The organism is Actinoplanes sp. TFC3, from assembly GCF_001553785.1.
Lineage (GTDB): Bacteria > Actinomycetota > Actinomycetes > Mycobacteriales > Micromonosporaceae > Actinoplanes.
Window position 1 is genome coordinate 5,235,925 of the sequence record NZ_LOJP01000001.1, and the last position, 14,253, is coordinate 5,250,177.

General features: G+C 68.8%; 13 protein-coding genes. 8 read left to right on the forward strand and 5 right to left on the reverse strand.

What is annotated here, in order from left to right; genetic code table 11:
- The 4 genes from TFC3_RS39575 to TFC3_RS23525 form a co-directional block, all read left to right on the forward strand.
- On the forward strand, positions 1 to 246 hold a 246-nt coding region (locus TFC3_RS39575; protein WP_236718273.1), incomplete at its 5' end, for a hypothetical protein.
- Between the two features lie 98 nt (positions 247 to 344).
- Positions 345 to 950 carry a DUF1684 domain-containing protein gene (locus TFC3_RS23515; protein WP_067503838.1) on the forward strand — a complete coding sequence of 202 codons (606 nt, stop codon included), beginning with the start codon at positions 345 to 347 and terminating at the stop codon, positions 948 to 950.
- A gap of 32 nt (positions 951 to 982) precedes the next feature.
- Positions 983 to 1,258, forward strand: coding sequence for a YggT family protein (locus TFC3_RS23520; protein ID WP_067503840.1), 276 nt, complete (start codon positions 983 to 985; stop codon positions 1,256 to 1,258).
- Between the two features lie 147 nt (positions 1,259 to 1,405).
- Positions 1,406 to 2,230 carry an SAM-dependent methyltransferase gene (locus tag TFC3_RS23525; RefSeq protein WP_067503843.1) on the forward strand — a complete coding sequence of 275 codons (825 nt, stop codon included), beginning with the start codon at positions 1,406 to 1,408 and terminating at the stop codon, positions 2,228 to 2,230.
- On the opposite strand, the gene TFC3_RS23530 is transcribed toward TFC3_RS23525, so the two are convergent.
- From TFC3_RS23530 to TFC3_RS23540, 3 genes are read right to left on the reverse strand one after another with little or no spacing between them, the layout of a single operon-like run.
- Complete coding sequence (locus TFC3_RS23530) at positions 2,227 to 4,446, reverse strand: FtsX-like permease family protein (RefSeq protein ID WP_067503846.1); 2,220 nt, start codon at positions 4,444 to 4,446, stop codon at positions 2,227 to 2,229. The genes TFC3_RS23525 and TFC3_RS23530 overlap by 4 nt on opposite strands.
- A complete protein-coding gene (locus TFC3_RS23535; RefSeq protein WP_067503849.1) occupies positions 4,443 to 5,129 on the reverse strand; it encodes an ABC transporter ATP-binding protein in 687 nt (228 codons plus the stop codon). Before TFC3_RS23535 ends, TFC3_RS23530 begins: the two co-directional genes overlap by 4 nt.
- Entirely contained in the window at positions 5,126 to 5,650 is a 525-nt protein-coding gene (locus TFC3_RS23540) for a PadR family transcriptional regulator (RefSeq protein WP_067507362.1), read from the reverse strand. The genes TFC3_RS23535 and TFC3_RS23540 overlap by 4 nt, the downstream gene beginning before the upstream one ends.
- Positions 5,651 to 5,794: 144 nt before the next feature.
- Here TFC3_RS23540 and TFC3_RS23545 point away from each other — a divergent pair, with 144 nt between their 5' ends.
- On the forward strand, positions 5,795 to 6,283 hold the full coding sequence (locus TFC3_RS23545) for a hypothetical protein (protein WP_067503851.1): 489 nt from the start codon (positions 5,795 to 5,797) through the stop codon (positions 6,281 to 6,283).
- Between the two features lie 23 nt (positions 6,284 to 6,306).
- Here the strand turns inward: TFC3_RS23545 and TFC3_RS23550 are convergent, their stop codons facing one another.
- Positions 6,307 to 6,669, reverse strand: coding sequence for a hypothetical protein (locus tag TFC3_RS23550; RefSeq protein ID WP_201787205.1), 363 nt, complete (start codon positions 6,667 to 6,669; stop codon positions 6,307 to 6,309).
- Between the two features lie 278 nt (positions 6,670 to 6,947).
- Here TFC3_RS23550 and TFC3_RS23555 point away from each other — a divergent pair, with 278 nt between their 5' ends.
- Genes TFC3_RS23555 through TFC3_RS23565 form a run of 3 tightly spaced genes read left to right on the forward strand, consistent with a single transcriptional unit; the run spans position 6,948 to position 11,275 of the window.
- Positions 6,948 to 7,583 carry a TetR/AcrR family transcriptional regulator gene (locus TFC3_RS23555; RefSeq protein WP_236718274.1) on the forward strand — a complete coding sequence of 212 codons (636 nt, stop codon included), beginning with the start codon at positions 6,948 to 6,950 and terminating at the stop codon, positions 7,581 to 7,583.
- A 3-nt stretch (positions 7,584 to 7,586) separates the two neighbouring features.
- Positions 7,587 to 9,323 carry an ABC transporter ATP-binding protein gene (locus TFC3_RS23560; protein ID WP_067503859.1) on the forward strand — a complete coding sequence of 579 codons (1,737 nt, stop codon included), beginning with the start codon at positions 7,587 to 7,589 and terminating at the stop codon, positions 9,321 to 9,323.
- 32 nt (positions 9,324 to 9,355) lie between these two features.
- Positions 9,356 to 11,275 carry an ABC transporter ATP-binding protein gene (locus TFC3_RS23565; RefSeq protein WP_067503862.1) on the forward strand — a complete coding sequence of 640 codons (1,920 nt, stop codon included), beginning with the start codon at positions 9,356 to 9,358 and terminating at the stop codon, positions 11,273 to 11,275.
- Positions 11,276 to 11,331: 56 nt separating this feature from the next.
- On the opposite strand, the gene TFC3_RS23570 is transcribed toward TFC3_RS23565, so the two are convergent.
- Entirely contained in the window at positions 11,332 to 14,244 is a 2,913-nt protein-coding gene (locus TFC3_RS23570) for a Calx-beta domain-containing protein (RefSeq protein WP_067503865.1), read from the reverse strand.
- Positions 14,245 to 14,253 lie beyond the last annotated feature (9 nt).

Below are 14,253 nucleotides of genomic sequence, written 5' to 3' on the forward strand. Positions count from 1 at the left end.
GGGGTGGGTGCCGGCCTGGCCGCGGGTTGCTGGGCGGGGCCGCCATTTCGGGCGGATGCGACAGCGGGCAGGGAGCGCGGCGCCTTCAAGGAGTGCGCGGCGGCCGGGGGTGATGAGGCTGAAGCGGGGGATGTGGTGAGAGGAAGGGTGATGAGCGCGGCCAGGGTGGCGGCCGCGAGCATCCGGATTTTTGCCATGCGGATCTCCTCGGTGGTTGAGAAGGCACGGGACCAGTCACGCATTTAAACGTTTCAATACAGTGACGTCTTGAGCGTAGGCCGAACGGTGACCATTTTTCAATTCCCCGCCCGCACCTCGCCCCGCTCCCAGCTACGTTGGGAGGCGTGCAGGATCTCGAACTCGCCGACTACCGCGCCGCAGTAGCTCGCCTCTACCTCTCCGCCGCCGGCCTCGAAGACTTCCGGGCTCAACGCGACCACCTCTTCGCCACCCACCCGCAGTCCGCCATCGCGCGGGGTGAGCCCTTCGACGGGCTGCGGTACTTCGCGCCCACCGACGAGTTCATCGCCGAGGTCGACCTGCGGGAGGCTCCGGGCGAGATCGACATCGACACCGGCGGGCCGGATGGGGTGTGCCATTACTCGCGGGCCGGAATTCTGCAGACGCCGTGGGGGGAGCTGTCGTTGTGGTGGCTTCGGGCGTACGGCGGCGGGCTGTTTCTTCCCGTTCGTGATCTGACCAGTGGTCCCGAGAGCTATGGCGGCGGGCGGTATCTCACCGACACGGTCAAGGGGACGCATGGGCGCGGCCTGGAACTGCTCGGCGGCAACCGGGTCCGGCTCGACTTCAACTACTTGTACAACCCGAGTTGCGCCTACAACGAGGCGTGGCTGTGCCCGCTCGCGCCGCCGGAGAACACGCTGCGGGTGGCCATCAGGGCCGGAGAACTCAAGTACCACTCAGCGAACTCACAACAAAGCGACGCATAGTGGGGTGACCGTTATCGGCTCTGGAGGTCACCGTGGGTCCCCTGCTCGCTCTTGTGAGCTTCGTGTTGCTGCTGGTGCAGGTGCTCCTGATCGTGCGGGCCATCCTCGACTGGAGTGTGGCGCTGGCCGGCCCGAGCATGCCCGGTTCGTTCCGGTCCCGGCTGACCCGCGGTGTGTGGTCGGTCACCGAACCGATCCTCGCCCCGGTTCGCCGCGTGATTCCACCGCTGCGGGCCGGCGGGCTCAGCATTGACCTGTCGTTCATCGTCGTCTTCATCGCGATCGTGCTGATCCGCAGCTTCATCTGAGGCGCTCTGGCCTTGCGTTCTGCCTCTCGCTGGGTGGATGGGCAGTGGGACGGGCAGGACAGGCTGCCAAATCTGTGGGAGAAAGACGTCGCCGGTCTGCCCTAGGATCTCTCGTGGACGGACTTTGTCCCGTGGGATGGAGGCTTGATGAGCAGCGGAACTGCTGACGTGAACCGGTTCGACACGACGGTTGCGCACCCGGCCCGGCGCTACAACTACTGGCTGGGCGGCAAGGACAACTTCGCCGCCGACCGGGCGTCCGGCGACGCCATCGAGGCCGCCATGCCGAGCATCCGCCTGATGGCGATCGAGAACCGCAAGTTCCTGGGCCGGGCCGTGGAATACCTGGCCGGGCAGGGCATCCGCCAGTTCCTCGACATCGGCACCGGCATCCCGGCACCGGGCAACACCCACGACGTGGCCCAGACCATCCAACCGACCACCCACACCGTGTACGTGGACAACGACCCGATCGTGCTCACCCACGCCCGCGCCCTGATCACCACCGGTCCGCAGGGCGCGATCTCCTACATCGACGCCGACCTGCGCGAACCCCAGGCGATCCTGGACCACCCGGAGCTGGCGGCCACCCTCAACTTCGACGAGCCCATCGCCCTGCTGCTGGTGGCCGTCCTGCACTTCATCCGCGACGACGAGAACCCGCAGGCCACCATCGACACGCTCGTCGGCGCCCTGCCGCCGGGCAGCTACGTGGTGGCCACCCACGCCACCTGGGAATACCAGTCCCCGGAGGCGATCGCGGAGCTCACCGCCAACAACAAGGACGGCCGCTTCGTCCCCCGCACCGGCGTGCAGCTCGCGGAGCTGCTGCACGACCTCGACTTCATCGACCCGGGCCTGGTCTCGGTTTCGCGCTGGCGAGCCGGCCAGGAGCCCCAGCCCCGCCCGGCCGTGGAAGAGGTCTCCTGCAACGGCGTGGTGGCCCGCCTGCGCAGCAAGGGCGTGTCCTAGTCGTTGCGAGCGGCTTCCGGGCCGGTGATGCGTTGCAGCAGCGGCAGCGTTGAGGCGATGACCCCGAGCGAGCCCAGCAGCCCCAGCCCCACCACCAGGTAGAACGCCACCCCGGGCGAGTGCAGCGTGAGGTGCATCTGGGCCTTGAGGAACAGATGCGCACAGGCCAGCCCGGCCCCGACGGCCACCAGCGACGCGGTCAGCAGCGGTGTCACGCTTTCCAGGGCCACCACCCGGCGCAGCGTGCCGAGCGAGACCCCGGTCAGCCGGAGCACGCTGAACGGACGGCGGCGCTCGGTCAGCCCGCCCGCGACGCTGACTGCGAGGCTCAGGCCGGCCAGGATCAGCGAGGCCAGCACCACGACGTTGGCCAGGCGCTTCCAGCCCTCGAACACCCGGGCTCCATCCGCCTGCCAGTCGACGCCGGTGATCGCCCCGAAGCGCATCGGGTGCGTCCCGTTCAGCACGCTGCGGGCCCGTTCGACAGCGCCGATCGAGCCGTCGGTGGCCACCACCAGCGACATCGCTTGCATCGAGGCGAGCCGGCTCTCGGGGACGTCGGCGGCGGGCCAGCCGACGGCGTACGGGGCGGTCCATTCGTTGTCGGCGGATGCGGTGAGGTCCGGGAACACCCAGGCTGTGCGGGCGCCGGGCAGGCAGTGCGTCGCCGCCGGGAGGCGGGCGATGTCCGCGCAGGAGGCGAGGGCGTACGGGAAAACCCCATCGGTCTGCGGAACCGTGATGCCGGGCGCCGGCACCCGGGCCACCGCCACGCCCCGGACGCCCCGGACGGAGGCCAGCGACGCCGGTGCGACAGCTCCGGTCGGGGCGTTCTTCTCGTCGCGGAACAGCTGGAACATCATCGCGTTGGAGCCCGGGTCGAAGTGCCCCCGGTCGGCGGCGATCGTACCCATCACGCCGACCGCGACGCTGGTGACGAACAGGGCCAGTACGAGCCCGCTCACCGCACGGAAGCCGGTGGCCGGGTTGTCGGCCAGGCGCCGGGCCGCGATCAGGGCCGCCGGGCGCCGGGCCCTACCGGCCAGCACCCGCGAGGCCACCATGGTCAGCCACGGACCGGCGATGACCAGCCCGGCCATGACCACCAGGAGGCCCGGCAGGAAGGCGAGCACCTGGCCCTGCGTCGTCTCCGGCCGGCGTCCGATGAAGAAGGCCAGTTCGGCGACCCCCAGGACCAGCAGGATCACCCGGTACGCCCGCGGCGGCTTCGGCGTGGCCCGCCGGCTCACCCCGAGCGGCGAGATCCGGACCCGCCGCAGCGCGAACCGTGCCGCCAGCGCCGAAGCCACCGGTACGCCGGCGATCACCGCGAGCAGCCCCCACAGCCCTGGGGACAGGTCGGCGGGAAACAGCGGCGCACCGGTCAGCGGTATCTCCGCCAGCCGGTCGCGGAGGGCATAGAACAACGCGACACCGGCCACTGTGCCCACCGCGGCGGACACCGTGCTCTCCACCGCCGACATGATCGCCACCTGCCGCGGGGTGGCGCCGGCCAGCCGCATCGCCGCGAACCGCTGCTCGCGCCGGGCGGCGGCCAGCCGGGTGGCCGAGCCGATCAGGATGAGCAGCGGGAAGATCAGGGCGGCGGCGATCACGGCCAGGATGAGCTGCAGGCCGCCGGCCGGGATCCCGGACCAGCAACCACCGGGACAGTGCGCCGGCGCGGAGTCTGGGATCGCCGAGACCTGGACTGCGCCGGTACGGCCGGAAAGCTCGTCCGCCCGGTATCCGACAACGGCGATCAGCGAATCCGGGGCGGGCAGCGCCGCTGGGCCCACGGTCCCGGCCAGCACGCCGGGGAACCGGTTCTTGAGCTGGTCGGCGGGCTGCGTGGCAATCAGGCGTTGCAGGGCCGGCGAGGCGAAGTACTCCCCCGGTGCGGGTAGCCGGGTCAGTCCGGGCGGGAGCAGGGCGGACGACCCGGTGGCGGCCACGTCGACGCGACCGATCGAGCTGCCGGCGTACGTGTCGATGCGCAGCCGCCACCACAGCGGGTCGCGGTCGCCGGGCTGGGCGGGATGCAGGCCCGCGTTCGCCCAGCCGTAGCGGTCGCTCTGCTTGACCACCCCGGACATCCCCCCGACCGCGGCGAGCAGCATGGCCACACCGAGGGCGACGGCTGCCGCGATGAGCGTGAGCCGGATCGCCGCTTCCCGGCCTCCCGCGAGGGCGAGCCGCAATCCGAGCCGGATCACGACGCACCCACCGTTTCCATGCTGACCCCGTGGACCTTGCCATCGCGAACTGTCACTTCCCGATCGGCGTACGCCGCCACGCGCGGTTCGTGGGTGACCACCACGACGGTGGTTCCCTCCTCCCGGGCGGTGTCCACCATCAGCCCCATGACCTGCTCACCGGTCAGTGAGTCGAGCGACCCGGTCGGCTCGTCGGCGAACAGCACCCGCGGCCGGGCGACCATGCCGCGCGCGAGCGCCACCCGCTGCGCCTGGCCACCCGACAACTCCCCCGAGCGGCGGTGGCCCAGCCCGTCCAGGCCCAGCCGGGGGAACCAGGCGCGGGCCTGGCGTACCGCTTCGGCTCGCTTGACGCCGTTGAGCAGCAGCGGAAGAGCGACGTTCTCCTCGGCGGTCAGCTCGGGCACCAACTGTCCGAACTGGAACACGAAGCCGAACTTCTCGCGCCGCAGCTCGCTGCGCCCGTTCTCACCCAGCGTGTCGATCCGCTGCCCGTCGCAGTGGATCTCGCCCTCGTCGGGCACGAGGATGCCGGCCAGGCAGTGCAGCAACGTCGACTTGCCGGACCCGCTGGGCCCCATGATCGCCAGGATCTCGCCGGCTGCGACGGTGAGGTCGGCCCCGCGCAGGGCCGGGGTGGTGCCGAAGGACAGGGTGACGCCGCGGGCGCTGAGCAGGCTCATTTGGTGACCTCGCGGGCCAGCGCGTCCAGCCGGGAGGCGGTGAGCTCGATCCAGCGCAGGTCGGCTTCGAGGTGGAAGAGGCCGTGATCGGCGAGCAGGGCGTCGACGAGTTCGCCGGAGCGCTTGAGCTCGGTCAGCTCGCGCATGCGCTGCAGGTGGGCGGTGCGCTGGCGGTCCAGGTATTCCTCGGCGGGCCGGCCGAGCATCAGCGACAGCGTCACCTTGGCGAACAGGGTGGTCTGCAGGTGCGGCTCGGGTTCGACCGGCTGGGTCAGCCAGGTGCTGACCTCGGTCGCCCCGGTGTCGGTGATGACGTAGCGCTTGCGGTCCGGGCCCTCCCCCGGGCCGACCTCGCTGACGACGACCTTGCCGTCGCGGGTGAGCCGGGACAGCGTGGAGTAGACCTGGCCGAAGGAGAGCGGCTTACCGCGCCCGAAGAATGCGTCGTAGTCGCGCTTGAGGTCGTAACCGTGGCTGGGCTCGCGCTCAAGCAACCCCAGCAGCGTCAAAGGCACCGTCATGCCGACCACTATACTCTCGGAGTATACGTTCAGAGAACACCCATCCTGAGCCCACCCGAATTTCGGGCAGAACCCGTGTGCGGCGCCCGGCCCGGCAACCCAGGGATGCTCTGATTACCGCCTCAAGATCATTCGGCTTCCAGCTTGCCCAGCTTCTTCGGCTTCTTCAGCGGGGTACTCATGAACACCCGGCCCACCGCCGCCATCATCACCCCGGCCACGGCCGCCGCCCTGGCCGTCGCCACCATCCCGGCCTTCGCGACGACCGCACCCACCCCGGCAGCCGCGCCGGCGCGCCCGGTCGCCCTGTCCTGCACCGGTTACTTCAACACCACCGTTGCCGGCCTGGCCCCCGGCCAGTCCAGGACCGCGCCGTCCGACCACTTCGGAACGTCGCAGCCGGGCACCATCGACGCGTGCCTCGACGGCCCCCGTACCGCCGACTTCGATCTGGTCCTGCAACGCCGCGACCCGGCCCGAGCCTGGGTCACCGTCGCCACCGCTCCGGCCGGGGGCGCCGGGAAAGTCCTTTCGTACACCGGCCTGGCCGGCACGTACCGCCTGCTGGTCACCGCGATCAGCGGGAGCGGGGGCTACACGGTGGGACTCAATCGCCCAGGGTTCTCGCACTGAGCCCCACCGCTAGCGCTACCTGATCAGCCGCAGTTGGCCCAGCCGCTGGTGTAGCTCTTCTTCTGCGAGTAGCCGAAGAAGCGGACACACTTACCCTTGCTCTTCTGCTTCACCGGACCCGCATAGTAGGTGTAGTTGCCCGTGTCGTACGCCCAGGATCCGCCCTTGACCTGCAGCCCGGCGGTCACCTTGGTGGCCTTGCCCAGCGACTTGGTCTTGATCGTCACGACGCACGTCGACGACCCGTTGTAGAGCTGGTACGACGTGGCGCCGGGCAGCTTGTGCGAGCGCTGCACCTTGTACCCGCTCCCGCACACACCCTGCGGCGTGCAGGAAGCAGCAGCGTTCGCCGGAGCCCCGGTCAGCAGCACCCCGGCCGCGATCACCAGAGACAGAGTCTTCTTTACGACAACCCCTTACGTCTGTTATGGGTGTTTCGCGGAATTAACGAGTTCGCGGTGGATCACGTGGCGGCCTACGGTGGCGGTTCGCCACACGCACAGGACACCGCCCGCGAGATCCTTCTCGGCAAGGGCTCGCGGCCGTCGCGCTCCTGAACGCCCAGGGGATTCTCGTCACCTTCCGCCGCCCGCCGCCGCCCCACCCACCGAAGACATGACAAATGTCAGTGGCTGAGTGAGTGCTCGCTCAGTAAGGTTGCCGGGTGAGTTCGGCGTCTGGGCAGGTTCGGCGGCGGCGGGTGCCTGCCATGGCCCCCGAGGATCGGCGGGCTGCCCTCATCGAGGCGACCATCCCGTTGATTCTCGAGTTCGGGGTGGAGGTCAGCACCCGGCAGATCGCCCAGGCCGCCGGGGTGGCCGAGGGCACGATCTTCGGGGTCTTTCCCGACAAGACGTCGCTGCTGGTGGCCGCGCTGGTCAAGGCCTCCGATCCGCAGCCGACGCTCGACGGGCTGGCCCGCATCGACCCGGCCAAGGGGCTGCGGGTACGCCTGGCCGTGGCGGCCGAGCTGGTCAACGCTCGCTTTCAGGCCAACGTGCAGCTCATGAACGCCGTCCGCAAGCTGATCATCGGCGGCGCCCATCCGAGTGCGGCGGCTCAGATGATGGAGGCCCGCAGCAAGCTTCTGGCCGCCCTCACCGAGCTTCTCCAATCCGACGCCGCGCTGCTGCGCCGGCCGCCCGATGCGGTGGCCGGGTTGCTGCTGCTGTTCTGCGGCGCCAATGTTTACGGGCCCTTCGGGGATCCCGAGAATTTTGACGGCGAGGAGCTGGTGTCGCTGCTTCTCGACGGGCTACTCGAACGTTCTTCCACCGGCAACCACCACGGGGGTGTCTGACAGGTGCTTTTCCGGCTCTTGCGCGCACGGCTGCGGCCGTACGGGAAACCAATCTTTTTGGTTGTCTTGTTTCAGTTCGTGGCCACGCTGGCGACGCTTTATCTGCCCACGTTGAACGCCGACATCATCGACAACGGCGTGGTTCCGGGCGACACCGGTTATGTCATGCGGGTCGGCCTGGAAATGCTGGGCATCACGCTGGTGCAGATCACCGCCCAGGTGGCCGCCGTGTATTTCGGGGCGCAGACCGCCATGGGCGTGGGGCGCGACCTTCGCGGGGCGATTTTCTCGCGGGTCATGGCCTTTTCCACCCGTGAGGTGGGGCAGTTCGGCGCGCCCTCGCTGATCACGCGCACCACAAACGATGTCCAGCAGGTGCAGATGCTGGTCCTGATGACGTTCCTGCTCATGGTGTCGGCGCCGATCATGTGTGCCGGTGGCGTGCTGCTCGCCCTGCACCAGGATGTGCCGCTGTCCGGGTTGCTGCTGGTCATCGTGCCGGTGCTGCTCGTGGTGGTGGGCACGATCATCTCGATCATGCGGCCGTTGTTCCGGTCCATGCAGGTGCGCATCGACAAGGTCAACCGGATCATGCGCGAGCAGATCACCGGCATCCGGGTGATCCGCGCCTTCGTCCGCGACGAGCACGAGCGCAGCCGGTACGGCGGGGCCAACGCCGAACTGACCGACGTCTCGCTGCGGGTCGGCCGGGTCATGGCGGCGATGTTCCCCACCGTCCTGCTCATCGTGAACCTGTCCAGCATCGCCGTGCTCTGGTTCGGCGGGCACCGCATCGACGCCGGGTCCATGCAGGTCGGCGCGCTGACGGCGTTCCTCAGCTATCTGATGCAGATTCTGATGGCGATCATGATGGCGACCTTCATGTTCGTGATGATTCCCCGGGCCGAGGTGTGTGCCGAGCGCATCGAGGAGGTGCTGGGGACCGCTTCGTCCGTACATGCTGCGGCGGAGCCGGTTCGGGAGCTGGAGCGGCACGGTTTCCTGCAGTTGCGCGGGGTGGACTTCCACTACCCCGGCGCGGCTGCCCCGGTGCTGCGCGAGGTGGCTCTGACCGCACGCCCGGGCGAGGTGACGGCCGTGATCGGCAGCACCGGCGCCGGCAAGACGACGCTGCTCAACCTGGTGCCGCGGCTGTTCGACGCGACCGGCGGTGAGGTGCTGGTCGACGGGGTGAACGTGCGCGACCTCGATTCCGAACTGTTGTCGCGGGTGGTGGGGCTGGTGCCGCAGAAGCCTTACCTGTTCACCGGCACGGTGGCCTCGAACTTGCGCTACGGCAACCCCGATGCCACCGATGAGGAGCTCTGGTCGGCGCTGGAGGTGGCGCAGGCCCGCGACTTCGTCGAGCGCATGGACGGCGGGCTCGAAGCACCGATCGCCCAGGGCGGCACCAACGTCTCGGGCGGGCAGCGCCAGCGGCTCGCGATCGCCCGGGTGCTGGTGCACCACCCGGAAATCTACCTGTTCGACGACTCGTTCTCGGCGCTGGACTACGCCACCGACGCGGCGTTGCGGGCGGCCCTGGCCGAGCGCACGGCCGAGGCCACCGTGGTGATCGTGGCGCAGCGGGTCAGCACGATCCGCGACGCCGACCGCATCGTGGTGCTCGACGACGGCCAGGTGGTCGGCACGGGCACGCACGACGAGCTCATGGACACCAACGAGACCTACCGCGAGATCGTGCTGTCCCAGCTGACCGAACAGGAGGCGGCCGCGTGACCGCGCCGGCAAGAAGGCCGCAAGGTCCGCCGATGGGCGGGCCGGGACGGATGATGGCCGGCGGCATGCCGGCCGAGAAGCTGCAGGATTTCAAGGGCTCCTCCAAGCGCCTGCTCGGCATGCTGCGCCCGGACCGCGCCCTGGTCGCCCTGATCGCGCTGTTCGGCGTCGTTAGCGTCGCGCTGTCGGTCACCGGGCCGCGCATCCTGGGCCACGCCACCGACATCATCTTCGACGGGGTGGTGAGCAAGAAGCTGCCCGCCGGGCTCACCAAGGAGCAGGTGATCGAGCAGCTGCGGGCGCGGGGGGAGACCAACCAGGCCAAGATGCTCGAGTCGATGAACATCCTGCCGGGGCGGGGCATCGACTTCACCGCGCTCGCGCATGTGCTCATGTGGGTGCTGGCGCTCTACGTGGCGGCCTGGCTCTTCGGGGTACTGCAGGGCAGGCTGACCGCCCGGGTCGTGCAGAACACCGTGTTCCGGCTGCGCCAGCAGGTCGAGGAGAAGCTGGGCCGGTTGCCGCTGTCGTATTTCGATCAGCAGCCGCGCGGCGAGGTGCTGAGCCGGGCGACGAACGACACCGACAACATCGCGCAGACCCTGCAACAGACGATCGCCCAGCTCGTGACGTCGTTGCTGACCATCGTGGGCGTACTGGCGATGATGTTCTGGATCTCGCCCCTGCTCGCGCTCATCGCCCTGATCACCGTGCCGCTGTCGTTCTGGGTGACCACCCGCATCGGCAAGCGCTCGCAGCCGCAGTTCGTGGCGCAGTGGGCGACGACCGGGCGGCTCAACGCTCACATCGAGGAGATGTTCACCGGGCATTCGCTGGTCCGGGTCTTCGGCCGCGACCGCGAGGCGATGGAGACCTTCGAGAAGCACAACGACGAGTTGTACGCCTCCAGCTTCCGCGCTCAGTTCATCTCGGGCCTGATCCAGCCGGCCATGATGTTCCTCAGCAACGTCAACTACGTGCTGGTGGCGGTGGTCGGCGGGCTGCGGGTGGCCTCGGGTTCGCTGTCGCTGGGTGAGGTGCAGGCGTTCGTGCAGTACTCGCGCCAGTTCAGCCAGCCGCTGACCCAGGTGGCGAGCATGGCCAACCTGGTGCAGTCCGGGGTGGCCTCGGCCGAGCGGGTGTTCGCGCTGCTGGACGCGCCGGAGCAGAGCCCCGACCCGGCGATGGACGGGGTTCGCCCGATCCAGGGCCGGGTGGCCTTCGAGCATGTGTCGTTCCGGTACGTCCCGGATCAGCCGCTCATCGAGGACCTGTCGTTCACCGTCGAACCGGGGCAGACCGTGGCGATCGTGGGCCCCACCGGCGCGGGCAAAACCACGCTGGTCAACCTGCTGATGCGCTTCTACGAGGTGAGCTCGGGGCGGATCACGCTGGACGGGCTGGACATCGCCACCATGCCGCGCGCGGAACTGCGCGAGCACATGGGCATGGTGCTGCAGGACACCTGGCTGTTCGGGGGCACGATCGCGGAGAACATCGGGTACGGCGCCGACTCCCCCTCGCCGGCCAAGGTGGACGAGGCGGCGCAGGCGGCGCACGTGGACCGGTTCGTGCGCTCGCTGCCCGACGGCATCGAGACGATGATCGACGACGAGGGTTCGAACGTCTCCGCCGGGGAGAAGCAGCTGATCACGATCGCCCGGGCGTTCCTGGCCGAGCCGAGCATCCTGATCCTGGACGAGGCGACCAGCTCGGTGGACACGCGCACCGAGGTGCTGATCCAGAAGGCGATGAACACGCTGCGCTCGGGTCGTACGTCGTTCGTCATCGCGCACCGGCTGTCGACCATCCGGGACGCCGACGTGATCCTGGTGATGGACGGTGGCGCGATCGTCGAACAGGGCACGCACGACGAGCTGATCGCGGTTGACGGGGCCTACGCCAGGTTGTACTCCGCGCAGTTCGCCCAGGCCGCTGTGGAAGTCGAGTAGAGAAACGGAGAAGGGCGGCCCGTTCGGGCCGCCCTTCTCTTTGGAACTCTGTTGGGTCAGCGCACCGTGACGCGCGCGCTCTTCGAGGTGTTGGTCAGCAGGCCGGCGTCGCCGTCACCGTAGACCGTCGCCTTGAACAGGTAGGACTTACCCGAAGTACCGTTGATGGTCTTCGTGTAGGCCCCGCTGGCGTTCAGCAGGCCGGTGCCGACGGTGGTCCAGGTGCCATCGGTGTTGGCCCGCAGCACGCGCACGCTCAAGCCGCGCACCTTCGGGTCGCCGATGACCGACAGCGTGACCTTGCCCTTGCTGGAGGAGCGGACCGCGAAGTCCGGGTCTTCCTTCAAGTTCACCTTGATGGTGTCGGACTCGATGTCACCGTTGGACACCTTGAACCACCAGCCGGTGGTGGTGAACTCCGGCGAGAAGGAGTAGGCACCGGTGGCGTTCGCCGTGGTGGTGCCCAGGTTCTCCCACGCGGCGTCGTCGTCGCTGCCGATCGCCTTGCCCCACAGGGTCAGGTTGGCCGAGGCGGGAGCCATGCCGCTCAGGCGCAGCGAGCCGGCACCGAGGCGGAAGCTGGCCGCCGACATCAGCGTGATGGTGTCATCGCTGGGCTCGGGCTGGGTGGCCCCGTTGGCGGCGATGGTGATGATGCCCTCGGTCACCGTGGCGCTGTTGTTGAGCCCGACGCCCTTGACGATGATCGTCTCGGCCGGCTCCGCCGTGGTGTCCGTGTTGATCTTCAGGTCGGTGACCTTGACCGACGAACCGCTCAGCGTCCACGCCGGGATGTTGGTAGCGGTGACGCCCGGGTTGACGAAGTCGTCAGCGCTGGCGGCCTTGCTGCCGTTGGACGAACCACCGGCGAACGAGACGGCCACCGACGGCGGGATCTGCGACTGACCGGTGTAGGTGCCGGTGACGGTGACGGTGTCACCCTCGTTGGCGGTGGCGCTGTTGATCTCGAAGTCGGGCGCCTTGTCGTCGTTCTGCAGCGTCAGCTTCGCGGTCTTGGTGGTCGGCGCACCCAGGTACGGAACGCTCGAGTTGTCGGCGGTCGCGGTGAAGTATGCCGTCTCGTCGGTCTCGTACACCGTGTCGCCGTTGATCAGCAGCACGCCGTACCCGCTGGTCGCCTCGGCGGGGATGCTGATCGCCGTGTTGAACAGCTGGTAGTCGTTGCCACCAGGGATGGTGAAGCCGTTGAACGTGATCTCGTCGTCGTCGGCCGTACCGTTGTTGGCCGACGTGGTGTCGGTCAGCGTGAACGACAGCGGGCGGTCCGAGGCGTTGCTCAGCGACACCGGCAGCACGGCGGCCGTGGTGTCGTTGCCCTCCATCATCGACCTGTCCGCAAACACCAGGGTCGGCGTGGCGTCGTCGTCGATGATCGTGACCGTGCGCTTCGGGTTGACCCCGAGGTCGATCGTCGAGTCGTTGGGCAGCGCGCTCAGCAGCAGGTCGACCTTCTCACCGTCGGTGGGGGTCGGCGTCGCGCCGCTGCCCTCGTCGATCGTGTCGCCGATGATGTCGACAGTGAACGTCTGCGTGGTCACACCCGGCGCAAACGTCAGCGTGCCGTTCGCGTCGACGTAGTCCTTGCCGGCCACCGCGTAGCCGAGGCCGACGTCGGTCGGCGCGGTCTTCCAGTTGACCCGGACCGTCTGGCTGGAGGCAGCGCTCAGCTTGGCGGTGAAGGTCTGAGCCTTGCGGCCCGTGTTGCCCTCGATCACGGTCGTCGGCTCGACGGTCACCGTCGGGGCGTCGTTGCCGTTGGTGATCGTCCCGGTGCCCGAGGTGGTCGCGCCGAGCGTGGCGTTGCCCGCGTTGCTCAACGAGACGGTGAAGTCCTCGTCGCCCTCGGACAGGTTGTCCTTGAGGGTGGCGATGGAGATCTTCGCCTGCGTCGTGTTCGCCGGGATGGTGACCGTGCGCGAGGTCGGGTAGGTGAAGTCGGTGCCCGGGGTCGCCGCGTTCGGCGCCTTGCCCGCCGCGGACCAGTCCACGGTGACCGGCTTCTCGGAGCCGTGGTTGAGCGAGACGATGAAGTCGATCGTCGAGCCCTCGGGGCCGCTGCCGCCACCGGTCAGCGTGATGACCGGCGCGGTGTCACCGTCGGTGATGCTGACCGTGATCTGCTGCTGCGCGGTGTTCGCCACGTTGGTGGCGGTGCCGTTGACCGTGAAGGTCTCCGGGCTGGCCGAGTCCTGGATCTCGTCCTTGACGATCGAGATGTCCTTGGTGATCGTCCGCTGCCCGGCGGGGATGGTGACCGTGGTGTTGTTGGGCAGCGCCTGGTAGTCGGCCGGCGACTTGGCGGTGCCGTCGGCGGTGCTGAGGGTGACGACCGAGTCCAGCCCCGACACCTTGTCGAGCTGCGCGGTGATGGTGGTCTTGTTGTCCGTGCCGTCGTTCGCCGGGTTCGGGTTGGCGGACATGCTGAACGTCGGCGCGGTGTCGTCGTTGGTGATGGTGCCGACGAAGGTCTTCAGCAGGTTGCCGCCGCTGGAAGCGTCGTAGACCTGCAGCGCGAACGACTCGTCGTTCTCGTAGAGCGTGTCCGCCGTAGTGGTGACCGGCACCGCCTGCGTCGCCGCGGCACCGGTGCCGAAGGTGACCTTCTGACGGGTGATCGGCGTGTAGTCCTGATCGGCGCCGTTGGTCGCGGTTGCCTTGTGAGCGGCGTCAGCAGCCGTGGCGTCGTCGGCCGTGGACACCCAGACGTCGCCCGTGGACGCGCTGGTGATGTTGAAGGTGACCGGGGTGCCCTCGGCGGCGGACGCGGGGGGAGCGGTCAGGTCGTTGGCAGCGACGACGGCTTGCGCCGGCGAGGTGAGAAGGACGGCCGGGGCGAAGGCGATCGCACCCGCGACGGCGGCCGACAGTGCCGTACGGACCGACTTGGGGCCACGCAGCATGAACGGTACCGAGCCGCTCTTGACTGCATGGGCTGGCTGATAGCGCATGTGTTTCTG